We start from the raw sequence: 24,536 nt of genomic DNA on the forward strand, positions 1-24,536 counted from the left end.
CTGTCCAGCTTCGCGTGAAATCGCTGTCCAGCTTGCCGTGAAATCCGTGCCCACCTTCGCGTGAAATGCCTGTCCAGCTTGGCGCGAAATCGCTGTCCAGCTTGGTGTGAAATACGCACTGATCATCGTGGATGAGCCTGAACTGGCATTCTCCAGCCTCGGGAACACGGTCAGGATTCATCGCTGGCCAGGCCGTGACAGCGGCCGCCCCGACGATGCCCATATCGCGGGACCGGCGGTATCGTACGTTGATACCGACCTCGCCGCCCTTCTGTACACATCCGGCTCGACAGGGCTGCCCAAGGGCGTGATGCTCAGCCACCGGAACCTGCTCGAAGGCGCCTGGAGCGTAGCCGACTATCTGCGCCACGAGCCGTCTGACCGCATCCTCGCCGTTCTGCCCCTGAGCTTCGATGCGGGGCTGAGCCAGTTGACCTCGGCCTGGTCTGCGGGCGCAACAGCGGTCCTTCTGAATTACCTCAGCGCGCACGATGCCGTCCGCGCGTGCGAGCGCGAGCACATCACTGCGATTACCGGTGTGCCGCCACTATGGATGCAGCTCGCAGCCGCAACGTGGCCCGACGGGTCGCGCAACAATCTGCGCTACTTCGCGAACACCGGAGGTCGCCTTCCGCTGCCTGTGCTGCAGAAACTCAGGGCGCTGTTTCCGCGAGCCACACCCTTCCTGATGTACGGGCTGACCGAGGCGTTCCGTTCCACATATCTCGACCCTGCGCAGATCGACCGGCGGTCCGACTCGATCGGTACAGCCGTGCCCAATGCGCGGGTGCTCGTCGTCCGGGAGGACGGCACACCGTGCTCCCCGGATGAAGCCGGCGAGCTCGTGCATGTGGGCGCATGCGTCACACTTGGCTACTGGAACGACGCGGCACGCACTGCCCAACGCTACCGTCCTTCGCCCGAAACGAAACCGGGCGGAGCGCCGCACGATATGGCGGTCTGGTCTGGCGACCTGGTGCGGCGCGACAGCGAGGGTTTTCTCTATTTCATCGCCCGCAACGACGCCCAGATCAAGAGTTCCGGCTACCGGATAAGCCCGGAGGAAATCGAGGAAGCGGTTCACGCAAGCGGCCTCGTCGTGGAAGCGGTTGCCCTGGGTATCCCGGATGATCGGCTTGGCGAAGCGATCGCGCTGCTCGTCGTCCTGGCAGGTGGTTCAACACGTGTCGGCGATCTGCGCGACTGGTGCATGCAGCGCCTGCCGCGCTATATGGTCCCCCGGGACATCGTGAGTTGTCCGGAAATTCCACGCAATCCCAACGGGAAGTTCGACAGGGCGGCGCTGCGTACCCGGCTTGCCTCGCTCGCAGGCGGTTCTGGGGAGAAAGCATCGTGAACCTGACTTTCATCCGGCGGCCCTCCGGGCTGCAGTTCGGCGGCGTGGACGTGCGTCAGCTGGCCGACCGCGCAGGGCGTACGCCGTTTTTCGCCTACGACCGCGCAGCGATCGACGCCCGCATCCGGGAACTGCGCAGCCTGCTGCCCTCCGGCATGCATCTGCACTACTCGATCAAGGCGAATCCGATGCCAGCTTTGGTCCACTATCTGGCCGCATGGGTGGACGGGTTCGACGTCGCCTCGGCGCAGGAGATGGCCGTCGCGCTCAACGCCGGCGCCGCCCCGGCGGATATTGGCTTTGCCGGTCCCGGCAAGTCTCATGACGACCTGCGGCGCGCCGTCGCCAGCGGTGTGAACGTGCACGTTGAATCGCAAACCCAGCTACGGCTCGTCACGGCGCTCGGATGGGAACTCGGCGTGCAGCCCAGCGTGGCGATCCGCGTCAATCCCGACTTTCAGGTCGGGCAGAGCGGCATGCGCATGGGTGGCGGCGCGGCGCCGTTCGGCGTCGATGTCGAGCAGGTGCCGGCGCTGCTGCGCGAACTCGAAGCGCGGGAAGTCGCACTCGCCGGCTTCCACGTCTTCTGGGGCTCACAGTGCCTGCATGCGGCAACCGTCGTCAAGGCCCAGCGCCAGAGTGCTGAACTCGTCCTCCGGCTAGCCGGCGGTCTGACCGAGCCGCTCCGGTTCGTGAACCTTGGCGGCGGCTTTGGTATCCCCTACTTCCCAAGCGAAACACCGCTCGACGTGAAGGCAGTCTGCGAAGCGATGCACGACTGGCTGCCAGGGATGCGCGCAGGTCTGCCCGGAACGACGCCGATCCTGGAGCTCGGGCGTTACCTGGTGGGAGAAGCGGGCATCTACGTGTGCCGCGTGATCGACCACAAGGTCTCGCGCGGCAAAACGTTCGTCATCACGGATGGCGGCCTGCATCATCACCTCGCTGCCTCCGGCAACTTCGGCCAGGTCCTTCGGCGTAACTTTCCGGTCGTCATCGGAAACCGTCCCGATGGTGTGGCACGCGAACGCTGCCACGTGGTGGGCTGCCTGTGCACGCCGCTCGACCGACTGGCGGACGACATTGAGCTTCCCGAAGCTAATATCGGCGACTTTGTCGTGGTGAAACAGTCGGGCGCGTATGGGCGCTCGGCGAGCCCGCTGCATTTCCTGAGCCATCCCGAACCCGTCGAAATGCTCGTGTGACGCCGCAACAGCAGGAGAAACATCATGCCATCCAGTCGATCCGTCGTAACGGACCTCACGCCAGCATCGTGGGCGCTCAGCGACGATCAGCAGGGGCTGCGTGCGACCGCAAGACAGTTTGCGCGCGAACGCCTCGAACCGCTGCTCGTCCATCAGCCAGACGCTGCCCTATGGAGCGAAACGGTCAGGCTCGCTGCGACGCTCGACCTCGCGGCCATGATCCTGCCGGAGCAGAAAGGAGGCATGGGAATCAACCGGCACGACCTGGCGCTTGTCGTTGAACAGTTCGCGGCGGGTCCGCTGGAACGCGCGGCCGAACTGACACTCAGCAGCCCGGCACTGATGACACTGCGCGAATACGATGCGCTCGACCGGCTATCCGACCGGGATACCCGGCATTATTTCGACGGCAGCACATCGATCGCACCGGGTATTCCGGACATCGATGCCTCGGGTCTCTGGATATTGCGCCGGCACCCAGCCTCGCCAGTAATGATGGTCCGCATGGACGACAAACGCCCGCAGCTCGTGCTCGCGACGCTGCCTGCAGGGCAGGAAATCCGCGGTGCCGCACCTGTTGCCGTGCTCGGCGCGCTATCCATCGAACGATATACCGCCGTGCCTGCAGACGATGCCCCGATCCCGGTGGCGACCCGGGACGAAGACAACTTCGGCCCGGATCCGGTTCGGCAGTCGCTCGTCGACACAGCGATCTACTTCGCCACGCTGCTTTCGGGCGCCGTGCAGCGGTGTGTGGACTTCGCCCTTGCCTACAGCGTGACCCGACAGACGTTCCGCAAGCCGATCGTTGCCCATCAGCTCGTCGCTGCCCGGCTCGCCGACATGCTCGTGTCCGCGCACACCATCCATCTCGTGCTCCGGTCGGTGGCAGCGCAGGATACGCAGGCGCAGATCGCCCCCGTATCGCAGATGGCTCGCCACGTTGCCACCGAAGCGATGGACGTTGCGCGCGAGCTTGTGCAGCTTTGCGGTGGCCATGGCTACGTGGAAGGCCCCCCGCCGGCGGCACGGTTCCAGACGGTGCACTGGTTTGCGATGCTGTTGATGAAGGTCGAGGCCGCGCTGCGTACGTTCATCGCGTCTGCATGAGGCATTCACCGGCCGGAGATTCGACGTGGACAGCCAGGGCCAGTCGCGAACACCCGCGCAGCAGACTGAAGGATCCCACCAGACGGATGGAGGATCCGGCTCATGCTGGCTTCGTGAACCTGACAGCAACGATGTGAACGACATCGCTGCCTGGCTCTCCGAACCGGACATCAACCAGTGGTTCGATTTTGGGCAGGGCCGCCAAACGCTACCCCTGCTTGCCGTGCAGCTCATGGTGCAAAGCGGTCGGCACCGCCTGCGCATGTTCGGACCGGCCGGCCATGAGGTCGCAAGCGGCCTTGTGGCCATCAGCGATCTCGCGCATGCCTTTGGCACCGCCTCGTTCTGGGTATTGCGCGACAGCCGGCGCCCAGCGTGCAGTGACATGACGTTTGTGGCCTCGACCACGCTTCTCCACGAGGCGTTCGCAACGGACCGGCTGCATTGCGTCACGGCGTGGGCCGTGGACTGCAACGTGCGGTCACGACGCCTGCTCGAGCGGATCGGGTTTCGGCCGGCCGGCCTGCAGCGCGATTGCCATGTCATGCGTGGGTCGCGGTTTGGGCGCGTACTCTATGACCTGCTACCAGCCGATCTCGCCAACGGCTCGGGCCCGCCCGCGGGGGGCGCATGAAGCCGCCCGTCATCACCGCAGTGACGGCCTGGGTGCCTGAGGCCATACCGCTCTCCCGATGGACGGCGATCGAGTCGGCACTGCGCGCAACCGGACATCCAGGCTGGGATGCGTGGATGAGATCGTGGCATCCCGACTACGGCCACTGGCTGGAGGCGGGGGCAGGCGAGGAAACCGGTGGTTCACGCCCTGTGCATTCCGGTGTGCCAACACCCGACGTGACCTGCATGGTGCCGGTCGAAACCGGTACCGATCTTTCCGGACTCGCCGTAAAAGTGGCGAATGCGCTCTGCGCTGCACGCCCCCCGGACGCCCGCCCGGTCGATGTCATCGTGTTCTGTCACAGCAGCCTCGATGAACACGTTTCGACCACCGTTGCCGGACGGCTGTGTGCCGAAGTCGGCACACCGTGCTTTCCATTTTCCGTCTCGCAACAGCATGGCGTGTCGCCATTCACGGCATTGAGGCTTGCGGCCGACCTGCTCGTCGCTGAGCCGCACATCCATACCATACTTATCGTAGCAGCGGAGAAATGGTGCCCACCGTTTTCCAGAATGTGCGGAACTTGCATGGTGCACGGTGACGCCGCCGGCGCGATGCTCGTTGAACGAACCGACCCCGGCACAGGTGGTGTGCACCTGCTTGATGTCGCAGCCCGGCACGTTCCCGTTGACATGGTGTGCGGTGACGCAGGAGTCGCCGATGCCCGGACATTCCCCTTGCTATCGATGATCGACTCGCTCCTCGCGCGACACGGCCTTCACGACGAGAATGTTAACGACGTTGTGGGGCACCCAGGTATTCCGTCGCTCACGGCCGCAGTATCCGACCTGCTCGGCCGGCCGGACACAGGTGTGCAGCATGAAGATTGCGTTCATCTCGGCGCTGCCGAATCCATCGTGCGCCTCGCACAGATACTCAACCGCGCCGCCTGTGGCCGGAGACACCGCGCGCTGCTGTGGGGCTACGGGACAGGCGGCTTTATCGGCACAGCACTGCTGGGGATGCACGGCGCACCCTCCCTCCCTATCAGCAAAACGAGGTCCAGTCCGTCTCATGATCCCTGATCTCGGCATAACGCACGTCGCTTTCCATCTTCCTCAATGCGTCGACGATGTCCGCAGCTGGGGACAACGGACCGGACAGAGCGCCACTACCGTCGTGCAGCTGGAACGGGCGGGGATGCGCTATTACCGGAAAGCGAATGGGCAAACTGCGATCGGTCTCGCGGCCAGCGCGGTCCAGCGTCTCCTGCTTACCTCAGGTATTGCGCGTCGCGAAGTCGACTGCATCGTGTACGTGCATACACTGCAGGGCAGCGTTGCTCCGCCGCCGCACTCGCTACCCGGCCTGCTCTGTGACCGTTTCGGATTCACCAACGCAGAGGCGTTTTCCTTCGCGCAGCAGCACTGTGCGTCCGCCCTCGCCGCACTGCGCGTGATTCGCGCGATGTTCATCGCCCGACCCTACATGAAACGGGTCCTGCTTGTCGGCGCCGACGTCATGCCGCTGGCATCGGAAAGGTTAATGCGAGCCGAGGGGATTCTGGGTGATGGTGCGTTTGCTGCATTCATCGAACGCGGTGCTGCCGTCAACCGCCTGCTCGCGATCGGGATGCACGCCAGCGGGCTGGGCTGGCGAGGGGTACTGGCAAATGACGAATCGCGCCTGGCAGCGCAGAACTTCTTCACCGCGCGCAGTCTGATCAGGCAGACCGTCCAGCAGGCACGTTTCACACTGGACGACATCCAGCGCATCCTGCCCCACCATCTGGACCTGCCCGCGTGGCACCGCCTGCTCGATTCACTTCAGGTTCCGCACGACCGGCTGTTCGCGGAGAATTTTGCCCGCGTCGGCCACGTCACCGTCAGCGATGCATTCATCAATCTCGCCCAGTGTGAGGGGCTCGTGACGGGCAGGCCGCTCCTGCTCTTCGCGCGAGGCATCGGAGGGTTTTCAGCGGCAGCCTTGCTGGTCCGTTAGCCGGCCGACTCAGCCCCGTCTCGTCCGCTTGCCCCAACCCCATGCAGTGGGTATGTTTCTATCCCTTATATGAATCGTCGGGCGGTAATCGGCACACTATAATAAATGTTTAAATGCATTCGGGCCCGTGCATAGTACGCGTCCAGTTGGCCATCACCGGTGTCGCAATCTGCGGCAATCGTATGCGCGACTCTGATTGGCCCCTCACTCCTGAAACGCGTGTCGCATGAATCGCACCGTCGTTGCGCGCGGGCCTCGTTCTCATGCGGCACCTGGAGTTCCTGACTCTGTTGGGGCAGCGGCGGGGTAGTGAACATGAAACATGTCTCTGGACGCCGTCTGAACGAGCGTCAGCACAGGCCATCACTCATATCTAATCGTCTGCAAACCGGCGCACCGGCACCGGTGATGCGTCTTGCATGTGCCGCCGATATCCCTTCCCTCGTCGAATCTTTCGGCCATGCGGCCGGGAAACTCGGCTTCCCGCATTACGTGATCAGCCGCGTTACCCGGAGCCGTTCGACCTGCACCCGGCGAACGGCGCTCGAGATGATCGGCTCCCACTATCCGCAGGAGTGGGTGCGGCACTACCAGCGTCGGGATTACGCGTCCAGCGACCCCGTTCATCGGGCTGCGTTCCTCCAGTCGGCTCCCTACCGGTGGCATGACATCATCGGCTTGAGCAAAGCCGAGCGTCGTCTACTCGACGAAGCAGGAGAGGCCGGATTGCGCGCGGGACTCAGTATCCCGGTCCACCAGTCCGATGGCAGTATCCTGCTGTTCAACCTGTCCGGCCCGTTGCGCTCCGTCAACGACGCAATCAACTCCCGGCTGGCATACCTGATCAGCGCGCAGTTTCACTTCGAACTGCATCGCCTCGCTCAAATGTCCCCGAAAAGGGCGGCCCACCTGCTGACACCGCGTCAGCTCGAATGCCTGACCTGGGTCGCCCGGGGGAAAACCTCGGCCGAGATTGGCGAGATCCTCGGGCGCTCGCGCTATACCGTTGACTACCACATCGAAGAAGCGATGGAGGCGCTCAACATCCGCAGCAGGACGGCCGCCGCAGTCCACGCGACCGTACAGGGCATCATCAAACCCTGACTCCGCTTTTCCCGCAATTCCACCGCATGCCCTGCCCGTCGCCGTAAGCGGCCTGGGCCAGTGCACGCTCGCGTGCGCGCCGACACCCTCCCAAAGCTCCGAGTTTCTGGGCCAGAGACACGCTGATAGCGTCACGTCAACGGCTAACACGAGGAGGAGCCCATGTCATACATCGTTGCCGGCCGGCTTGATGACCTGCCATCAGATATCCGTCACCATCTCGGAGTCTTCCGTCACAGGGTATTTGTCCAGCGCCTGCACTGGGAAATACCCGGCGTGTCACACGATGCGACGGGCGAGTGGGATGAATTCGACGGAGGCGCTACGGTCCACCTGGCCGCGCTGTCCGCAGACGAAGAGGTGTGCGGATGTGCGCGGCTCATGCCCACCACAGGACCCTATCTGCTCCGTGACGTCTTTCAGGAACTTGCAAGGCCAGATTCCTTGCCGTCATCACCTTCGATATGGGAGATGTCGCGGTTCGCAGGATCTGGACTGCCGGACCATCGAACTGGCTCAATGTCGGGCATGTCGTTGTTCCCTTACGCAATGGCGCTCGCCCTCTCGTTGGGCGCGACACGCGTGATCGGCGTGGTCTCCCGCTCCGTTGCGCGCCTGTACCGACGCTTCGGGCTCGATCTGCTCGATATCGGCGTTGGCACGGCGCCGGGCTGCACGAATATCGTTGCGTGCTCAATCGATCTAGCCCCTACCACGTTCCACAAACTCCAGTGCGATCCTGTCACGCTGCTGAATTCGATCACCCGCGTCGGACAGCACCAGCTCCTCGGACCTGGCATGCCGGCTCATTCGCCTCCGACTGAAGCGAATGCGCCCTCTGTGCGCCCTCATGGCGACGTGCCCCTCGCAGTTTGCGACAACAGTACGGTACACACACAAGCGACAGTCTGGACGACTGGCCCCTGACATTAGCGCATGCCTGCAGGCCGGCAATGGTGCCGGTTGTCGGCCTCCTTCATCCAGTCCGGCCTGATCGCCGATGCGTAGGCCTGCCCGCTGCGCGAAGCCTCTCCATTCTGCTGTGAACTCAAGCCCAGGCGATCGTCGATCGCGTGCGCGACGGTCGCAGACTTCGGAGGATGATCGTGATCGCCGTCCGCCCAGAACGTACACATCGCATCGAACAGAACGGACAGTATCGACGTCACGTAGGGCAGTTTCACGACGATGCCTTCCTCTGGCTGGTCGCTAGCAAACTTGCCACAATGCTCCTGGAACCCGTTCACGGGTATCATGATCCGCAGGGCATCGAGTTCACGCTGCAGACGATCTTCAAATGAGTAGTGAACGGTCGCCGAATGCGCAAGCGCCTTGCGCAACTGGCAGAGCTGCCGGTCCTTCATCTCCATGCATCTGGTTAGCCGACGGACTTCGGCTTCTGCCCGCTGCAAACGCTGATCGGGAGTAGCGCTTGCCGGTAGCATCGGAGGGGCGTGCTCCATGCCAGTGACTGGCCATGCATCGAGTTCTTTCATGATGTTCCCTGCCTCAAATGCGCATGCCTGTACCGTTCCGGCTGCGCCCCTTCCCCGCCGTCAGACGCGCACGGAAGGCACCTGGAGTCTTCACCACCGGTCAATCGTGACCGTTAATCGCGGCAAAGTCATCGGGCTTCAGCCACGTATCTTTTTTCGGTTTTCTCAGACGAAATATCAACTGCGAAAAAAGACAGGGCGTGCCATATCGGAATCAGCACGGATATGCAGCAGGAGTACCGACAGTTCTGGTGACCGCCGGTCACCGGATCGACGGGGCCACCGTCAGGCAGCGTGCACTATCCTGCCATTAAGTCGCAAACATGCGGAACCCGCTGTCGAAAGGCCGGCATAGTTCGCGGAAGGTTGTGGCAGGAAGACCTCTCTATGACTTGCCACAGCAATGCTCAAAGATCGCCCAAACGGTCAAGCACTGGGGCACGCGCAGGTGAGCGCCGGGTCGGGCGATAGCGTCAGCACCGTCATGCGGCATTGGCACGGCCACGGCCTAAAGCCGCACGTCTAGCGACGCTTCAAAGTCTCGCGCAACCCGAAGTTCGCCGAGAAACTCGAAGACATCGTGGGCCTTTGTATGTCTCCGCCCGAGCATGCCCCCGACAACAAGGGTATTGGCACGACTACGCTGTTTTGCCACGCTCAATGTGCCGGACGGCCAGGTCATCGGCCAGTGCCGCAGCACCATACCCACATCAAGTAGCTGAAATTCCTTCGCCAGATCGATCCCCAAACGCCAACGACAGGACGCCGCGTGTGATCGCCGACAACTAGGCCACGCACAAGCAGCCGGCCGTTCAGGAGTGGCTGCGCAGGCATGCGCGCGTCAACATGCACTTCACGGCGACTTCGGCGTCGTGCCCGAACATGGTCGAGCGGTTCTTCCGCGAGGTTACCGCCGAGCGGTTGTGCTGAGGTTTGTTCACCAGCATGCCCGAACTGTCGCCGCCGTCGATGGGTACGTTGCACATCGCGACATCAACCCCAAGCCGTCCATCTGGACCAGGAGCGCTCGCGATATCCTGCAGAAGGTCACTCGCGCCAACAGCCGCTCAAGTTCCCGTCAGAACGGAACACCGCACTAGCGCTGCGAAGCATGGGTACAACGTGGCGCCCGGTAATAAGGTCGTATCGCAGTGACAGAATGAACCGCATTATCCCGCCTCGCGCCGTTCGGCTTCCAGGCGACTGGCAATCCACGCATCAATCTCGCTTTCAAGCCACGCCACCCTGCCGCCACCAATCTCGACCGGCCGTGGGAATTTCCCTGTTGCCAGATAGCGGTAGACCGTGCTTGCACCGAGACCAACGCGGGTACGCACCTCGCGAAGGCGAATCAGGCGCGCGTTCGCGCCCGCGCGCTCAACAATCTGTTCAGCCATCGCTAGTGTTCCGTCCCAGAAATAACTTTACATAAATTTAGATTGTTCTATGATCGACATCGAACGGTGATGGACAGGAGGCGATCATGGGACGCAAGGGGATCGAGGTTGTGGTGTCAGAACTGGAGCGAGAACAGTTGCTGTCCATGAGTCGCTCGCGTTCGTTGCCTCATTCTCTGGTCCGTCGGGCAAAGATTGTCCTGATGGCCGCTGACGGTCACACGACTAAGGAAATTGCGATGCAGTGCGAAGTGACGCCACCGGCGATCACGCACTGGAAGAAGCGGTTTGTCGCTCAGGGGCTTGCGGGTCTGCATGATGAAGCTCGCCCAGGCCGACCGCGCACACATGACGACGAGGCGGTCGCGGAATTGCTGGCCAGGGTGTTGCACGAGAAGCCGGACGGGGCAACGCACTGGAGCGTGCGTTCTGCGGCCGCGCAGACAGGGATTTCGAAGAGTTCGGTGGCCCGGTATCTGTCGCTGTTCGGTATACAGCCCCATCGTTCAAAGAGCTTCAAGCTGTCTACCGATTCATTCTTCGTCGAGAAGGTGCGCGATATTGTCGGACTGTACCTGAGCCCGCCCACCAACGCCCTGGTGCTGTGCGTCGACGAGAAGAGCCAGTGTCAGGCGCTGGAGCGCACGCAGCCGATGCTGCCGATGGGGCTGGGCTATCTCGAAGGGGTGACGCATGATTACGTCCGGCATGGCACTACAACCCTGTTCGCTGCGCTCAATGCAGCAACGGGCGAAGTCATTGCTCAATGCAAGCCGCGCCACCGACATCAGGAATTCCTGGCGTTCCTCAGGCATATTGACCAGGCGGTGCCGGCTGATCTCGATGTGCATCTGGTCGTCGACAACTACGCGACACACAAGCATCCGAGGGTCAGGGCGTGGCTCGCAAGGCATACGCGCTACCACATGCACTTCACGCCGACCTACTCCAGCTGGCTGGATCAGGTTGAACGCTGGTTTGGCCTGATTACGGAGCAGGCGATCCGTCGCGGGTCATTCAGAAACGTGCGCCAGCTCATCGCCAGCATCGAGCGTTATACCGAGCAGTACAACCAGCACAAGCGTCCGTTCGTATGGACCGCGACAGCCGATTCCATTCTCCAGAAAGTGGCCCGGCTATGCAAAGTTATTTCTGGGACGGAACACCAGGTCCTCCTGACTAGACTCGGATCACCCCAGATGCCACCAATCTAGCTTCTTGCTGACGGCATCGCAAATGCGCTGTGCGGAATAAAATTGCTGGAATCCGGACTGATCGCCCGAAGACGATGTACCCAGAATTCCCTGCGGTTCCCGCACCCAGTGACGACCGGTTAAACCTTGCTCTCACAATGCTGGCAGGGAGCAGGACCTTGCGATTCGTAGGGATGCAACTATCGGGCCTATGCAGATGAAATCCAGCCGCAAGCGAACGCACGGCCTGTGCACCCTGCCGCACCGTTTCGCGCCATCCGAGCGGAGAGCCTACACAACATCAGGCCGCTTTTGCCTTTCTCGTGCAGTACAGCGCCCAGTCGCACATCATCTGTCTGCGTCGCCGGAACATGTCCCCCGACGATACGCGGCCTCGACTTTTGTCATCCACGGCATGAGCGAGCGTCATCTCGGCTATTTCGTTTGGGGACGTCGTACATTCCGCCCCCCCGGTCGCGGAAGATCGAACGAAAGCCATGCACCGTGAGGTCGTTTCGTTTCATGCGCGAAGCACGCCGAGCACTGCCATGTTGGACAGTGATTTGCCTTTCTTCGCGCCCGGAAAGACCAGATCGCTGTCAGCCTCATCAAGCAGCGTGCGCATGAGCGAGAGGGCCGATGCGGACAGTAGAATCCGGTGCGGACGTTCGGCCTTCATCCGTTCTGCGGGAATCGTCCACGTGGCCCCGTCAAGGTCGAATTCGCCGCGCACTGCACCGGTTACCTCATTCGTTCTGCCCGCAGTGGGAATCAGCAGCGCGAGTGCGCGTGCCGGGAGACCGTCCTGAGCCTTCAGGGCCTTCAGGGCCTTCATGGATGCGGATGTTTCGCCGTCGGGCAGCGCAGGTTAACACTGTTGTAGAGCGCCCATAACGAAGACTCCGCTGCCCCGACAGTCCCGCGGAAACGATCGAACCGCCACTGAACACGCATCGGAAAGCCCTCCCCGTAAGCCTTTTCGACGAAATGGGCTGCATGCTCATCCGCTGCAAACGTGGCCGCTGCGTGTACTGCTCGAGCGCCTCGTCAGTCTGACAGGTTCGTCGACGTCGATAGTGTTCGTAATTGCCGCGGCTCGCGCGGACTCACAATCCTTCAGCGCGGGTAAATTGCGGGTAAAAACGCAATTTTTGGACCTCCCAAACTAAAACTATTAAATAAAAACAATTGCTTACTTGTCTTTGTTGTGTTTCTGAACAGTAACTATCATCTGGTTCGTCACGGCGGTTGTCCGTCGGGGAGAACGCCATGAAACTCGCGCATGCGCTACCGTTGAACGCCTTTCGCGTTGAGTTCCGCAAGACGCTCGTCGATCGTATCGAGGTAAGTCTGAGCCTGCGCGGCCATCACCTGCCGAGGATGCGGCGCATCGAGGCTTTCGAACATCTCGATCACGTCCTCTCCGCGCAGCCGCTCCGGGAGCCTGGCGAACGCTGCCCGGATCGTCTCTTCCGGAGATGCTTTTTCCTCGGTGATTCCGTCGGCTTCGTGATCATGCGCCTCGTGCACGTGCGTATTCCGCACGATGGCGGGAAGGATTTCTCTCACCTCATCGGCGGACGTGGCTGCGAGTGTCTTCAGACTCAAGGCGATCTGGCGCAGCAGACCCTGATTCTGCCTTCTCTGAAGCTCTCCCAATTCGTGGACCACGTCCGCGTGATCGAGATGGTCGAGGTCCGCGCCTTCGAGCGCTTCATGAGGCAAGAGGTCTTGCTGAATGGTGGCGTCGAAGGTCCCCTCAGGATGGCTTTCGATGAGCTCGGAGAGATTTTGCGCGACATGCTGCGCGCTCTGCCGTCGCGCGGTGTTGCTGCGTGTCAATTCGGGCGATCGCTCCTCCACCACCTTGTGTGTGTCCAACCGCTTGGAGTCCACCCTGCGAAGCTTGCCGGCTCCATCGACGACCCTCGCCTTAGCGGCGAACGTCACGCTTTTGGGAGCATGCGTCTGCTCCTCGCGACGAAGAAACTCGGTGGTGAGTTTCGTCGGCTGCTCGGCATGCATCAGTTTGCCGAGCGCGTTCTCGGGAAGCGGCTTGCGCTTGAGCACACCGCGAGGCGGCATCGACGATTTCGCAGCAGATGCGGACAACTTCGCGCCGCGCCCCGTCAGGCCCGGCAATGAAAAGTGGAAAGACAGGCCCTTCCTGCCACCTGTCTGGGGAGACTGTGGTGTGCTGGCGTCCCTGGTCGAGGAAGCCTCGGCTGTACTGCCGCGAAAAAAGCGGATGGCGCGCATGGTCGGAGATTCTCTCAACGTAGGCGACGTCTGAAATGCGTCGAACGCCTTCATGGTCCTCGTTGCAAGAACGTAAGGTTTCCGCGCTGGCGAAAAGGGAGCGACGTTCGCAAATATTTGATGCGGGTTGAATAGGAAGGGGCGCAAAGCGATCGGGGCTGGCAGTTGCCATTTCGAGCCCACTGCGCGGCGGGTCGGCATCGCCTCTACTTCGTGAGTCGGCGGCTATCCTCCAACCGCCGAAGCTATCTCAACAAGATATCTCCTGTATCTACCAATTACAGTACAAAACTTGTATTCGCCCGATACAGGAGATATACTGTTCCGACCGTTGCAGACCGCCTCTTTCCTCGCACTACCCGAGGTCGCCCGTGGACTATCCCGTCAAAACCCCTCGCCAGTTGCGGCCGCTTCTTGTCGGCTTCCGCAAGGCCGCCGGACTCACGCAGGCGCGCATGGCCAGCCATTTGGGTGTCACTCAGCAGACCTACGCCCAGTTCGAGGCGAAGCCCGAAGCCGCGAGCATGGATCGGTTATTTCATGTTTTGAAGGTGCTGAAGGTCGATATCGTTCTGAACCAGGCGCTGGCGTCGGCGAATCTCGAAAGCCGCGTCCCCGAACGTCCGCGGACAGCGAAGCCGCCAGTCGCGGCGAAGCAGAGCGTGGCAAAAAAACGAGCGACTACTGGCGCAGCAAAGACGGCTGGCAGCCGGAAACCCGCCGCCACATCCGCGCGCGGTGGCGAGCAAGGCTCATCGAAGCCGGTCACACGGAAGCGAGCGGCGCCAATCGCCGCTGTCATCAGGAAGCGGGAGGACTGGTAACACATGGGCCGCCGCGCACAAGGAAAAAGCCTGACTCTGTGGATGAACGGGTTGCCTGTAGGTACCTGGGAGACCACTCGGGACGGGGAGAAACTCACTTACTTCGAAGATTGGATAGCAGACGAACAGGGGCGCCCCCTATCGCTCTCGCTACCTTTCACGGCCGGTAACCAACCCTACCGGGGCAAGCTCGTTTCGGACTGGTAACCTGCTGCCTGATAGCAGGGCTATCCGCGAGCGCATCGCAACGCGCTACAGAACCGGTGGCACATCACCCTTCGAGTTGCTGGCCGAGTTGGGAAGAGACTGCGTAGGCGCTATCCAGATGCTGCCTCCGGATGAAACCCCGGTGGACCTGGAGAAGATCAGCGGGCGCCCGCCTCGACGAGGCGGAAATCGCGCGGCTACTGCGGGAGGTAACGGCCCCGCCTGCGTTGGGTCAACACGAGCCCATCGACGATCTGCGTCTGTCCATCGCCGGCGCGCAGGAAAAGACCGCCCTTCTATGGCACGGCGACCAGTGGTTTATCCCTGAACGCAGCACGCCGACCACGCATATCCTGAAGCTGCCCCTCGGACTGGTCGGAAACATGCGCGCCGACATGCGCACATCGGTGGAAAACGAGTGGCTGTGCTCGAAAATCGTCGCCGCGTATGGTTTGCCCATCGCCAGATGCGACATTGCAACGTTTGAGGACCAGAAAGTACTCGTGGTCGAGCGATTCGATCGCAGGTATGCGAGCGACGGCTCATGGATCCTGAGGCTTCCCCAGGAGGACATGTGCCAGGCCACCGCAACGCCCGCCGCAGCCAAATATGAATCGGATAGCGGACCCGGCATACAGAAGATCATGGAAGTCCTGGCCGGTTCAGAGCGGTCCGCGATCGATCAACGTAATTTCTTCATGACGCAAATCGTTTTCTGGATGCTTGCAGCCATCGACGGCCACGCGAAAAATTTCAGCATTGCGCACCTGAAGTCCAACCGCTATCAGGCCACTCCAATCTATGACGTTCTCTCCGCGCATCCGATCATTGGAAACGGACCGAACCTGCTTTCCCCGCGCCGGGCGAAACTGGCAATGGCGGTACGTGGTGAGAACGCGCATTACCTGATCAACGATATTCGACGTCGTCACTGGATAGCGCAAGGGCAACGAGTCACGCTGGCGCCGGCCGACGTCGATGAGATGATCACCACCCTGACCGACATGACGGAAGATGTCGTCGCCGAGGTCGAGCCGCTGCTGCCGGCCGCTGTCCCGAAGGACGTGTCAGACAGGATCTTTAATGGACTGCGGCAACACAGCGCGAAGCTCGCGGCACAGTAAGAATCAGCCCGCGGCAATGCCGTCATGCAAATGCTCGCGATAGATACCCGTGAAACCATCACCGGCTCCACGGGTATCCGCGATCAGAACCGGACGCGCATACCCACCGTAACGGCGGCTTGCTGATTCGGAAGCGCTCAAGCCGTTGATCACCGCGTGAATGCCGCTGTCGCCGGTGCCGCTCACGTGCTGATACACGCCTTGAAGATAAACGTCCCCCGTGTTCATCTTGCGGTAGGTCGGCGTTTGCGTGAGCGTGGTGGGCAACGAACCGCGCGCGGCGTTGATCGCCGCCTGCACGTCGCGCGCCGCGCCGTCGACGTCTCGATCCATATCGAACTACAACACGATCTGCGCGGAGCCGCTCGAGCTTTGCGAGGTCACGGCGCGGTCCTCGCCGTCTATCAGATCAAGCAGCCGGTCGCCTTTACCAACAGCACGACGAATAGCTATGAAACCGACGGCTCGCAACGGCACCGGGGCGTCGAACTGTCACCGATTTCTAGTGCTCGGTTCCGTTCGCTCGTTCCGTTATTAACGGGCGCCGACTTGCAACGCAATGAACCGGAATGTTGGGGCGAGTGGACGGCGGCGCCGCCGCGTCCAGTTCGTCACGTTCTAGCACTCGCCATCGATCAGCTACGCGAGACGCGCGCCGCCACTCCCGACTCCTGCGGCGCCTTGACGCCAAGCGCCTCCGCCTTCAGAACGAAATCCGCGAGCGAGCGCGACTCCATTTTCTTCATGGCCTGCCCTCGATGAATCTTCACGGTGATCTCGCTCAGATTCATTTCGGCGGCGATCTGCTTGTTCATCAAGCCGCGCGCGACGAATCCCATCACCTCGCGCTCGCGCGGCGTCAACAGTTCGTAGCAGCGGCGCAGGTCGGCCACCGAGCGGTCCGCATTGCGCCGCGTTTCGTCTTTCGCGAGCGCGTTCGCCACGGCGTCCAGCATGTCCTGATCGCGGAACGGCTTGGCCAGAAAGTCCATGGCGCCGGCCTTCATGGCCTTCACGGTCATCGCGATGTCGCCATGCGCCGTCATGAAGATGATCGGCACGTGAATGTGCCCCGCCGCGATCTGCTCCTGCACGGCAAGCCCGCTCTGCCCTTTCAGGCGCACGTCGAGGATCAGGCAACTCGGCACGTCGGGCATCTCGAATGCCAGGAACTCCTGGGCCGACGCGAACGTTTCGACGCGCAGGCCGACCGAGCGCAGCAGCATGCTCACCGCGGCTCGCATCGAATCGTCGTCGTCGACCACATAAGCAATGGATTGTCCCGTGGCCTTTGCGCTTTCAACGTCCATCACACGTGTCTCCATCGAGCGGTAGTATGAATTGCATCACGGCACCCTCGCCTTGCTTCGATTCGGCCCAGATCCGCCCGCCATGCATCTCCACGATGGACCGGCAGATCGAAAGTCCCATTCCCATGCCGTCCTTCTTCGTGGTGAAGAAGGCGTTGAAAAGGCGCCCGAGGTTCTCCTCGCTAATGCCGGTGCCGGAGTCCTCGACGATCACCTGCGCATGCCGGCCGTCGAAGCGCCGGGTGCGAATACGCAGACGCCGCGCGCGCCCGGCGACACCCGTCATCGCCTGCACGCCGTTCAGCACGAGATTGATGATGACCTGCTGCAGTTGCACGCGGTCGGCGCACACCTCCAGGGCCGGCAGTTCGTAAGCGGTTTCCACTTCGACGCGTTCACCATCCAGCTCGCGGCGCACGAGTTCGACGGATTCCCTAGCGATAGCATTCAAGTCGAATACCGCATGGCTCGGATCGCGCTTTTGCGCCATCGCGCGTATCTGGCGAATGATGTCCGTCGCGCGCTTCGCGTCGCGAATCATCTGATTGATCGACTGCGCCGCTTCGCACAGTTCCGGTTGCGGCCGGTTGAGCCAGCGCGACGCCGCGTCGCCGGCCGTGACGATCGCGGCAAGCGGCTGCGTCACCTCGTGCGCGATCGATGCCGCCAGTTCGCCCAGCATCGTCACGCGCGTGGTGTGGGCAAGCTCGGCGGTCGAACGGTCGAGGGCTTCCTGCGCGACGACGCGCTCGGTGACGTCCATCAACGCCCCCACGTACTCGATATTGCCCGACTGCGGCGCGGCGATATGCGCGACGTAGTGAACATGCTTGACGCTGCCGTCCGGCATCAGCAAACGGTGCCCGGTGTCGATATACGGCTCGCCCGCCATCGCCTGTTCGTAGGCCTCGCGGGCGAGCGCGAGATCGTCGGGATGCGTGCGCGCGACGATTAGATCGATGCCGGGTTTGGCGTCCTCGGGATAATCGAAAATCCGGTATGCCTCTTCGGACCACCACATCTCGCCGCCCGGAAAACGCGTGGCGATGCTGCCCGTGCGGCTAAGCCGCTGCGCGTCCGACAGAAACGCTTCACTGCGTTCCAGCGCCTGTTCGGCCCGCTTGCGCTCCTCGATGTCGGTATTCACGCCGTACCAGCGCAAGATTTTGCCGGCGGCGTCGCGCAACGGTTCCGCGCCAATGTGCATCCACCGGTAGACGCCGTCGCGGCGCCTGATGCGTGCGACGTTTTCGAACGAGGCGCCCGTCGTGACCGCGCTTTGCCATGCCGCCTCCGTCGCGGGCAGATCGTCGGGATGCACGATCGAGCGCCAGATGTCGCCGCCGTCCTCGGCGACCGTCACGCCGAACTCGCTCCAGCGCCGGTTGATGTAGCTGAGCCGGCCGTCCGGCGACGAACTCCATACCATGCCCGGAATCGCGTCGATGGTCGCGCGCAGTTCTTCCTGCTGGCGCCGCAGTTCGGCTTCCATGCGCTTGCGCAACGTGATGTCGTTGTTGGTCGCGAGGATCGCGCGCGGCTTGCCGTTGCGGTCGCGCCATAGCGCCCAGCGGCTCGAAATGGCGACGGTCTCGCCGTCCTTGCGCACGCGTTCGAGCTCGCCGTGCCAACGCCCGACGCGGAGCACTTCGTCGCGGATCTCATCGAGGGAAATGGCCGCATGGGTCTGCGTCAGTTCGTGAATCGGCTGGCCGAGCGCCTGCTGCGCGGTCCAGCCGTACAGTTCCTCCGCGCCCTGATTCCAGAACGTGATGCGGTCGTTCATGTCGTAGGCGACGATCGCGTCGTGCGTGAGATCGAGCAACTGAAGCTGTTCGCGCAATGTGGCCGTGTTGGCCTGGTTGCGCAGCGCCAGCACCGAGGTGGTGACGATGGCGAGCAGACTGACCGCGCAACGCGCCACCGCGCCGCCCGAATAGTGTTCGTCATGCGACAGCACGAAGGCGAACAGCGTGAGCACCACGCAGGTCCATGCGGCGGCGACCGCGGCCGGCCGCGATCCGGTCGATGCCACCAGCAGCACGACCACCACGTACAGCACGGCGATTGCAATATCGAGCGGCGTGAATGCGTCGATAACGAAAACGGCAAGACCGATTATGGCCGCACATGCGTATAGCGCCCGTGCGTTGTCTCGCAGCGGCCTGCCGGCGCCCTGGTTGAATTTCACGGTCTGGGAGCGCGCCGCGCGGAGAAGATACGGATGGAAGGACACGAATTTTGCATAGGTGTTCCAGACAAGCGTTTGTTGGTAAGCAGCGCGTCCCTGCTTTCATGGGACCGGTCGTGCATATCGGTCCGGGATGCGGGACGTCGACCTTTTTTATCCGGCTCTGATTCTATCGGAGATATGGCTGGCCGATGCGTGCGCATGCGCGCTTCGGTGGCCCTCAAGCCGGCATGCCGTCACCACCCGCCCTGATCGTTTCCAGACGGCGCGACACCTCCGCCGCATCGACGGGCTTGCTCAGCACGCACATCGCGCCGATGTCGAGCGCCTGACGGCGCACCGCATCCGACGCGAAAGCGGAGATGAAGATGACCGGCAGCGTCACGCCGCGCTCGATGAGACGGCGGTACATGTCCAGCCCGGAAATACCCGGCATCTGCACATCGGAAATGATGCAGGTCACGGCGCCGATGGAGTCGGACGCGAGGAACTGCTCCGCCGACGCATAGAGCCGGACGTCCCAGCCAAGCGAACGAACCAGGCTCGACGTCGCAACGCGGACGGACTCGTCGTCGTCGATGATCGAAACGATTGGATTGTTGTACAAGCGACGGGTCCTCGGCCTTGAGTGCAAAAACGGCGGTGCAACATGGGCTGCCACCCGCTCCGGTTCGACTATACGCGCCGCACGCCTCGCGAACCATTCTACGAACGCAAGCGCGGCACCAAACGTTCGAATGGATCGCTCATACCTCCGTATAGGTGCGAAAGCCGCGGCGAGCGCAGCGCGCTCCGCAGGCCTCACCGGGCGCATAACACCTTCATATGAACGCACCGGACCTCGGAGCGGGGTGGCTCATGCGCAGGCACGAGACCCGTTCGTCAGACCGGTTATCGCGCGGCGCATGGCTCATCCGAAGGTTCAGCCAACGCACCGGCCGTTGGCCGGCCGGCGTACCGATGTATGTCTATTTCGATGCTGCTTGCGGGACTACATTTCAATCGCGGTTCGATAAACGATTCGCAAACGATTCACCAACGATTCGCCTTCTCTCATCCATCAAGGAGCTTCATCATGAAAAAGATCGTACTTTTCCTCACTATCGCAACCGGCGCACTCGCCGCTCCCGCACTGAGCTTCGCGCAAACCAATGGGCCGATCACGCGTGCCGAAGTGCGCGCCGATCTGGTTCGCGTGGAACAGGCCGGCTATAACCCGTCGGTGGCCAACGACATCAACTATCCGGCCGACATTCAGGCCGCCGAGGCAAAGATCGCCGCGCAAGACGGACAGCAATCGGGTACTCAGGGATACGGCGGCGTCACGCAACACGGCAAATCCGCGGCCGGCAAGCGCGCATCCACGCATACGGCGATGCAATCGTCCTGCGTGGGCCCGGCGAGCTACTGCAATCCGTACTTCGGCAGCTGAGGGCAAAGTGCGAAGTTCATCATTCGGTCGACGCCCGCATGTCAGGCCGATGCCCATGAAAGCCGCCGGGACACTGTATTTCGCCGCAATGGTTGCGCTGGCGGTCTCGGCAGGCTATGGGGCGCAGTCGGCGTGCTTCATCGAGGTGTTGACGACGGTGGGCAAAGCCTCTGAATTACCGCTGGAACGCATTGCAGCGGACAACGCGATGGAACGCGTTATCGAGGACGGAGCGCGTTCGTTAATTCAGCCGTCAGCTTCAGCCCAATCGGGAGCGGCACGTCTCGACGCATCTGAAAACGGGTTCGGTGCGTCCGGTTCGCCGCACCGACCGCCCCGCCTCGTTCCCGGCTACCGCAAGTCCATCACCGATTCGAAGTACTGGACCTGACGCATGCAGCGGAAATCGCCGCAGCCAATCCCACGCCGCCACTTTTTGCCCGCTCCAGATCGGTAGCCGTCAGCCAGCCGTCCAGGATGCCTTTTCGTTGCGCCAGATCAACAGAGCCGACGTTCCCGCCAGTACAGTCAACGACAGGGAAAACAACAACCTGGAGAGAATCATGAACAGCCGGCGGAAAACCCCGACGCTCGCATGGCTCGCTGCGTCGCTCATTACCCTGTCGCTTTCGTTCGGCCCCGCGATCTCGAGCGGCGCCGCACCCGCGGTCGATGAACACGCGCACGGCACGGCGGCGCCAGGCGCCGCAAGTGCCGCCAAGCCGAAGGCGCTCGGCGCCGCCGATGCGCAAATGAAGAAAATGCAGGAACTGCACGCGCGCATGATGGCGGCAAACACGCCCGAGGAAAGAGCCAGGCTGATGGATGAGCAGATGCAGGCCATGCAGCAAGGCATGGCGATGATGAACGGCATGAAAGACCATCACGGACACATGGGTTCGGGCAGCGCGCAGCACGACATGATGGAAAAGCGCATGGACATGATGCAGATGATGATGACCATGATGATGGACCGCGAGGCCATCGAGAACCCGCCGGCCGCGAAGTGACGGCGCGCATAAGGAGCCCGGCATGACAATCCCCGTTCAGCAGGCGCGGCCCTTCTGGAAGTCGCGCGGCGCAATCGCCCTGGTGGGTTTCGGCGCGGTGGCCGCTTTCTTCATGTTTTCCGGGCATCGCGCGCATTTTCTGGGTGCGCTGCCCTATGTGCTCCTCCTCGCATGTCCGCTGATGCACCTGTTCATGCATCATGGGCATCACGGCGCAGGGGGTGGCACGCAGCATGCGAAGACCCACCAGGGAAATGATGAACGCCCTTACTAGCGGATAGAACTTTTGGGGGCTCGTTGTCACGGCGACGCGCGGCGCGATGACGCGCGGCGCACGCCGTGCTTTGTCTCGAGGTTCACCACGCTCATGCCGCGCACGCCGGCTGACTCCTAGTGGAGGGTTTTCCATGTCGCATTCCCATGCTCACGCGCCGGCGCCGGTCCACGGCCGCCCTGCCTTTCCGGCTCGCCATCGCGGCGACAGCGGCAACACGCCTGGCGTGGTCTATACCTGTCCGATGCATCCGCAGATACGCGCGTCGGCCCCCGGCAATTGCCCTATCTGCGGAATGACGCTCGAACCCGTCACGCCGCTCGCGGTCGAGGAACGCAACGTCGAGCTCGAATCGATGACGCGCCGGTTCTGGGTCGCGCTCGCGCTGTCGATACCGCTGCTCGTGATGACCATGGGGCCGATGTTGACGTCCTACGACGTGAGCGCGGTTATCGACCGGACCGGCAACTGGCTGGCCCTGCCCCACTGGATGCCGGCGACCTGGTCGCAGTGCGTGCAGGCCGTACTCGCCACACCGGTCGTGCTGTGGGCGGGCTGGCCCTTTCTGGAGCGTGGCGCGAAATCGTTCCGCACGCGCCAACTGAACATGTTCAGTCTCATCGCGCTGGGCGTCTCGGCTGCGTACTTCTTCAGTGTGTTCGCGCTGTTTTTCCCCGATGCCTTGCCTCACGCGTTCCGGCGCGGGCATGAATTGCCGCTGTACTTCGAGGCCGCCTCGGTCATCGTGACGCTGATACTGCTCGGGCAGGTGCTGGAGTTGCGCGCCCGCTCGCGCACGTCGAGCGCGATCAAGGATCTGTTGAACCTCGCGCCGCACACGGCGGTTCGCGTCGGCGCGAATGGCGCGGAAGAAAGCGTGCCGCTGGAAGCCGTCGCGATCGGCGACACGTTGCGGGTGAAGCCCGGCTCGAAGGTTCCGGTCGATGGCGTCGTCACCGAAGGCCGTTCGAGCGTCGACGAATCGATGATTACCGGCGAATCCATCCCCTCGGAAAAAATGGCCGGCAGCAAGGTGACCGGCGCGACGGTCAACCAGACCGGTACGTTTCTGATGCGCGCCGAAAAGGTCGGCGCGGACACGTTGCTTGCAAGAATCGTCCAGATGGTCGCCGAGGCCGGCCGCTCGCGCGCGCCGATTCAGAAACTGGCTGACCAGGTGTCGGGCTGGTTCGTGCTGGCGGTCATCGGCATCGCCGCGGTGTCGTTCGTCGTCTGGGCGGTTATCGGTCCAGCGCCCGCGCTCGCGAACGCGCTCGTCGTCGCGATCAGCGTGCTCATCATCGCGTGCCCCTGCGCCCTCGGTTTGGCGACGCCCGTCTCCATCATCGTGGGAGTCGGGCGCGGCGCGAAGGAAGGCGTGCTCATCAAGGACGCGGAAGCACTCGAACTGATGGAGAAAGTCGACACGCTGGTGGTCGACAAGACCGGCACGCTCACCGAGGGCAAACCTCGTGTTCAGACGGTCGTCGCATTGGCGGACCACACCGAGGCATCGGTGCTCGGCTATGCGGCCAGTCTCGAAGGACCGAGCGAACATCCCCTGGCGCAGGCCATCGTCTCCCGGGCGCAGGAGAACAACGCGGCGACGAAGCCGGTCGACGGGTTCGACGCGATCGTCGGCAAAGGCGTGAGCGGCAAGATCGACGGTCACGCCGCCCTGCTGGGAAACACGGGGCTCATGGACGATGCGAGGATCGACTCCGTGGCCGTCAACGCGGACGTGGACCGGCTGCGCGAAGCGGGCCAAACCATCATGTATCTGGCCGTGGACGGCAGACTCGCCGGTTATATCGGCGTGGCCGATCCGGTCAAGGGCACGACAGCCGAGGCCGTGCAACTGCTGAAGGCCTCGGGCATCAGGATCATCATGCTGACCGGCGACAATCCGGTAACGGCCAACGCGGTGGCGAAAACGCTGTCGCTCGACGGGGTCAAAGCGGGCGTTCTGCCGCAGGACAAGTACAAGCACGTACAGGAATTGCAGCAGCAAGGGCACGTGGTCGCGATGGCGGGCGACGGCGTCAACGACGCGCCCGCACTCGCTCAGGCCAATGTCGGAATCGCGATGGGCACCGGCACGGACGTCGCGATGAACAGCGCCCGCGTCGTGCTGGTCAAAGGCGACCTGCGCGGTATCGCGCGAGCCCGCACCCTGAGCGTCGCAACGATGAAGAACATCCGGCAGAACCTGTTCTTCGCGTTCGCCTACAACGTCATTGGCATTCCTGTCGCGGCAGGCGTGCTGTATCCCTGGCTCGGCATCCTGCTCAGCCCCATCATCGCGAGCGCGGCAATGGCGCTGAGCTCGGTGTCGGTCATAGGCAACGCGCTTCGTTTGCGGGCGGCGCGCACGTAGCCGCGCCTCCTGCCGGCGAAGGCGGCGCGGCGATGCGCCGCATCCACCG

General features: G+C 62.6%; 24 protein-coding genes and 1 pseudogene. 16 read left to right on the top strand and 9 right to left on the bottom strand.

The window, feature by feature from the left end:
- Positions 1-106 precede the first annotated feature (106 nt).
- From ACTJLC_RS26750 to ACTJLC_RS26785, 8 genes are all read left to right on the top strand, one after another.
- Entirely contained in the window at positions 107-1,357 is a 1,251-nt protein-coding gene (locus tag ACTJLC_RS26750) for an AMP-binding protein (protein WP_440845735.1), read from the top strand.
- Positions 1,354-2,562 carry a pyridoxal-dependent decarboxylase, exosortase A system-associated gene (locus ACTJLC_RS26755; protein ID WP_073431747.1) on the top strand — a complete coding sequence of 403 codons (1,209 nt, stop codon included), beginning with the start codon at positions 1,354-1,356 and terminating at the stop codon, positions 2,560-2,562. The genes ACTJLC_RS26750 and ACTJLC_RS26755 overlap by 4 nt, the downstream gene beginning before the upstream one ends.
- A gap of 24 nt (positions 2,563-2,586) precedes the next feature.
- On the top strand, positions 2,587-3,672 hold the full coding sequence (locus tag ACTJLC_RS26760) for an acyl-CoA dehydrogenase family protein (RefSeq protein WP_440845737.1): 1,086 nt from the start codon (positions 2,587-2,589) through the stop codon (positions 3,670-3,672).
- A 25-nt stretch (positions 3,673-3,697) separates the two neighbouring features.
- Positions 3,698-4,306 (top strand): GNAT family N-acetyltransferase, encoded by a 609-nt coding sequence (locus ACTJLC_RS26765; protein WP_073431745.1) that lies wholly within the window; start codon positions 3,698-3,700, stop codon positions 4,304-4,306.
- A complete protein-coding gene (locus ACTJLC_RS26770; protein ID WP_073431744.1) occupies positions 4,303-5,373 on the top strand; it encodes a 3-oxoacyl-ACP synthase in 1,071 nt (356 codons plus the stop codon). The genes ACTJLC_RS26765 and ACTJLC_RS26770 overlap by 4 nt, the downstream gene beginning before the upstream one ends.
- Positions 5,363-6,289 (top strand): 3-oxoacyl-[acyl-carrier-protein] synthase III C-terminal domain-containing protein, encoded by a 927-nt coding sequence (locus ACTJLC_RS26775; protein ID WP_073431743.1) that lies wholly within the window; start codon positions 5,363-5,365, stop codon positions 6,287-6,289. The genes ACTJLC_RS26770 and ACTJLC_RS26775 overlap by 11 nt, the downstream gene beginning before the upstream one ends.
- Before the next feature lie 315 nt (positions 6,290-6,604).
- Positions 6,605-7,393, top strand: a complete 789-nt coding sequence (locus ACTJLC_RS26780; RefSeq protein ID WP_084561496.1) for a LuxR family transcriptional regulator — start codon at positions 6,605-6,607, stop codon at positions 7,391-7,393.
- A gap of 162 nt (positions 7,394-7,555) precedes the next feature.
- Complete coding sequence (locus ACTJLC_RS26785) at positions 7,556-8,320, top strand: acyl-homoserine-lactone synthase (protein ID WP_244745224.1); 765 nt, start codon at positions 7,556-7,558, stop codon at positions 8,318-8,320.
- A gap of 2 nt (positions 8,321-8,322) precedes the next feature.
- On the opposite strand, the gene ACTJLC_RS26790 is transcribed toward ACTJLC_RS26785, so the two are convergent.
- The 3 genes from ACTJLC_RS26790 to ACTJLC_RS26800 all read right to left on the bottom strand — a co-directional run bounded on the left by ACTJLC_RS26790 (position 8,323) and on the right by ACTJLC_RS26800 (position 10,286).
- Entirely contained in the window at positions 8,323-8,889 is a 567-nt protein-coding gene (locus tag ACTJLC_RS26790) for a hypothetical protein (protein ID WP_073431740.1), read from the bottom strand.
- An 812-nt stretch (positions 8,890-9,701) separates the two neighbouring features.
- Positions 9,702-9,875: a hypothetical protein gene (locus ACTJLC_RS26795; protein ID WP_159442600.1), complete on the bottom strand. Its 174-nt coding sequence runs from the start codon at positions 9,873-9,875 to the stop codon at positions 9,702-9,704.
- A gap of 183 nt (positions 9,876-10,058) precedes the next feature.
- Positions 10,059-10,286 (bottom strand): helix-turn-helix transcriptional regulator, encoded by a 228-nt coding sequence (locus ACTJLC_RS26800; protein WP_073431739.1) that lies wholly within the window; start codon positions 10,284-10,286, stop codon positions 10,059-10,061.
- A gap of 86 nt (positions 10,287-10,372) precedes the next feature.
- Between ACTJLC_RS26800 and ACTJLC_RS26805 the strand changes: the two genes are divergently transcribed.
- On the top strand, positions 10,373-11,500 hold the full coding sequence (locus tag ACTJLC_RS26805) for an IS630 family transposase (protein ID WP_176035840.1): 1,128 nt from the start codon (positions 10,373-10,375) through the stop codon (positions 11,498-11,500).
- A gap of 499 nt (positions 11,501-11,999) precedes the next feature.
- On the opposite strand, the gene ACTJLC_RS26810 is transcribed toward ACTJLC_RS26805, so the two are convergent.
- Positions 12,000-12,314 carry a tyrosine-type recombinase/integrase gene (locus ACTJLC_RS26810; protein ID WP_073431737.1) on the bottom strand — a complete coding sequence of 105 codons (315 nt, stop codon included), beginning with the start codon at positions 12,312-12,314 and terminating at the stop codon, positions 12,000-12,002.
- A 452-nt stretch (positions 12,315-12,766) separates the two neighbouring features.
- Complete coding sequence (locus ACTJLC_RS26815; RefSeq protein WP_143326506.1) at positions 12,767-13,792, bottom strand: hypothetical protein; 1,026 nt, start codon at positions 13,790-13,792, stop codon at positions 12,767-12,769.
- A 317-nt stretch (positions 13,793-14,109) separates the two neighbouring features.
- Here ACTJLC_RS26815 and ACTJLC_RS26820 point away from each other — a divergent pair, with 317 nt between their 5' ends.
- Together ACTJLC_RS26820 and ACTJLC_RS26825 are read left to right on the top strand one after the other, a co-directional pair.
- The gene (locus ACTJLC_RS26820) at positions 14,110-14,562 is read left to right on the top strand and encodes a helix-turn-helix transcriptional regulator (RefSeq protein WP_073431735.1); all 453 of its coding nucleotides are present in this window, start codon (positions 14,110-14,112) and stop codon (positions 14,560-14,562) included.
- A gap of 3 nt (positions 14,563-14,565) precedes the next feature.
- A pseudogene (locus tag ACTJLC_RS26825) lies at positions 14,566-15,893 on the top strand (type II toxin-antitoxin system HipA family toxin).
- A gap of 3 nt (positions 15,894-15,896) precedes the next feature.
- On the opposite strand, the gene ACTJLC_RS26830 reads toward ACTJLC_RS26825, so the two are convergent.
- The 4 genes from ACTJLC_RS26830 to ACTJLC_RS26845 form a co-directional block, all read right to left on the bottom strand.
- Positions 15,897-16,226: a hypothetical protein gene (locus ACTJLC_RS26830; protein WP_374710326.1), complete on the bottom strand. Its 330-nt coding sequence runs from the start codon at positions 16,224-16,226 to the stop codon at positions 15,897-15,899.
- Between the two features lie 302 nt (positions 16,227-16,528).
- On the bottom strand, positions 16,529-17,203 hold the full coding sequence (locus ACTJLC_RS26835; RefSeq protein ID WP_154875020.1) for a response regulator transcription factor: 675 nt from the start codon (positions 17,201-17,203) through the stop codon (positions 16,529-16,531).
- On the bottom strand, positions 17,193-19,394 hold the full coding sequence (locus ACTJLC_RS26840) for a PAS domain-containing sensor histidine kinase (RefSeq protein ID WP_310135452.1): 2,202 nt from the start codon (positions 19,392-19,394) through the stop codon (positions 17,193-17,195). The genes ACTJLC_RS26835 and ACTJLC_RS26840 overlap by 11 nt, the downstream gene beginning before the upstream one ends.
- Positions 19,395-19,614: 220 nt before the next feature.
- Positions 19,615-20,001 carry a response regulator transcription factor gene (locus ACTJLC_RS26845; protein WP_073431733.1) on the bottom strand — a complete coding sequence of 129 codons (387 nt, stop codon included), beginning with the start codon at positions 19,999-20,001 and terminating at the stop codon, positions 19,615-19,617.
- A gap of 468 nt (positions 20,002-20,469) precedes the next feature.
- Here ACTJLC_RS26845 and ACTJLC_RS26850 point away from each other — a divergent pair, with 468 nt between their 5' ends.
- From ACTJLC_RS26850 to ACTJLC_RS26870, 5 genes are all read left to right on the top strand, one after another.
- A complete protein-coding gene (locus ACTJLC_RS26850; protein WP_310135453.1) occupies positions 20,470-20,826 on the top strand; it encodes a DUF4148 domain-containing protein in 357 nt (118 codons plus the stop codon).
- Between the two features lie 55 nt (positions 20,827-20,881).
- Complete coding sequence (locus tag ACTJLC_RS26855) at positions 20,882-21,217, top strand: hypothetical protein (protein ID WP_310135455.1); 336 nt, start codon at positions 20,882-20,884, stop codon at positions 21,215-21,217.
- A gap of 172 nt (positions 21,218-21,389) precedes the next feature.
- Positions 21,390-21,836, top strand: coding sequence for a hypothetical protein (locus ACTJLC_RS26860; protein WP_310135456.1), 447 nt, complete (start codon positions 21,390-21,392; stop codon positions 21,834-21,836).
- Between the two features lie 22 nt (positions 21,837-21,858).
- The gene (locus ACTJLC_RS26865) at positions 21,859-22,110 is read left to right on the top strand and encodes a DUF2933 domain-containing protein (protein WP_310135458.1); all 252 of its coding nucleotides are present in this window, start codon (positions 21,859-21,861) and stop codon (positions 22,108-22,110) included.
- Positions 22,111-22,243: 133 nt separating this feature from the next.
- Positions 22,244-24,487: a copper-transporting P-type ATPase gene (locus tag ACTJLC_RS26870; protein WP_440845745.1), complete on the top strand. Its 2,244-nt coding sequence runs from the start codon at positions 22,244-22,246 to the stop codon at positions 24,485-24,487.
- The last annotated feature ends 49 nt before the right edge of the window (positions 24,488-24,536 follow it).

This window comes from Paraburkholderia sp. 22099 (assembly GCF_052045835.1).
In the GTDB taxonomy this organism is placed as follows: Bacteria; Pseudomonadota; Gammaproteobacteria; order Burkholderiales; family Burkholderiaceae; genus Paraburkholderia; species Paraburkholderia terricola.

Bases quoted from the DNA above. Each gene is read 5' to 3' on its own strand.
- ACTJLC_RS26760 (WP_440845737.1), top strand. From the start codon at position 2,587: ATGCCATCCAGTCGATCCGTCGTAACGGACCTCACGCCAGCATCGTGG.
- ACTJLC_RS26770 (WP_073431744.1), top strand. From the start codon at position 4,303: ATGAAGCCGCCCGTCATCACCGCAGTGACGGCCTGGGTGCCTGAGGCC.
- ACTJLC_RS26775 (WP_073431743.1), top strand. From the start codon at position 5,363: ATGATCCCTGATCTCGGCATAACGCACGTCGCTTTCCATCTTCCTCAA.
- ACTJLC_RS26780 (WP_084561496.1), top strand. From the start codon at position 6,605: ATGAAACATGTCTCTGGACGCCGTCTGAACGAGCGTCAGCACAGGCCA.
- ACTJLC_RS26785 (WP_244745224.1), top strand. From the start codon at position 7,556: ATGTCATACATCGTTGCCGGCCGGCTTGATGACCTGCCATCAGATATC.
- ACTJLC_RS26790 (WP_073431740.1), bottom strand. From the start codon at position 8,889: ATGAAAGAACTCGATGCATGGCCAGTCACTGGCATGGAGCACGCCCCT.
- ACTJLC_RS26795 (WP_159442600.1), bottom strand. From the start codon at position 9,875: ATGTGCAACGTACCCATCGACGGCGGCGACAGTTCGGGCATGCTGGTG.
- ACTJLC_RS26800 (WP_073431739.1), bottom strand. From the start codon at position 10,286: ATGGCTGAACAGATTGTTGAGCGCGCGGGCGCGAACGCGCGCCTGATT.
- ACTJLC_RS26805 (WP_176035840.1), top strand. From the start codon at position 10,373: ATGGGACGCAAGGGGATCGAGGTTGTGGTGTCAGAACTGGAGCGAGAA.
- ACTJLC_RS26810 (WP_073431737.1), bottom strand. From the start codon at position 12,314: ATGAAGGCCCTGAAGGCCCTGAAGGCTCAGGACGGTCTCCCGGCACGC.
- ACTJLC_RS26815 (WP_143326506.1), bottom strand. From the start codon at position 13,792: ATGAAGGCGTTCGACGCATTTCAGACGTCGCCTACGTTGAGAGAATCT.
- ACTJLC_RS26830 (WP_374710326.1), bottom strand. From the start codon at position 16,226: ATGGATCGAGACGTCGACGGCGCGGCGCGCGACGTGCAGGCGGCGATC.
- ACTJLC_RS26835 (WP_154875020.1), bottom strand. From the start codon at position 17,203: ATGGACGTTGAAAGCGCAAAGGCCACGGGACAATCCATTGCTTATGTG.
- ACTJLC_RS26850 (WP_310135453.1), top strand. From the start codon at position 20,470: ATGAAAAAGATCGTACTTTTCCTCACTATCGCAACCGGCGCACTCGCC.
- ACTJLC_RS26855 (WP_310135455.1), top strand. From the start codon at position 20,882: ATGAAAGCCGCCGGGACACTGTATTTCGCCGCAATGGTTGCGCTGGCG.
- ACTJLC_RS26860 (WP_310135456.1), top strand. From the start codon at position 21,390: ATGAACAGCCGGCGGAAAACCCCGACGCTCGCATGGCTCGCTGCGTCG.
- ACTJLC_RS26865 (WP_310135458.1), top strand. From the start codon at position 21,859: ATGACAATCCCCGTTCAGCAGGCGCGGCCCTTCTGGAAGTCGCGCGGC.
- ACTJLC_RS26870 (WP_440845745.1), top strand. From the start codon at position 22,244: ATGTCGCATTCCCATGCTCACGCGCCGGCGCCGGTCCACGGCCGCCCT.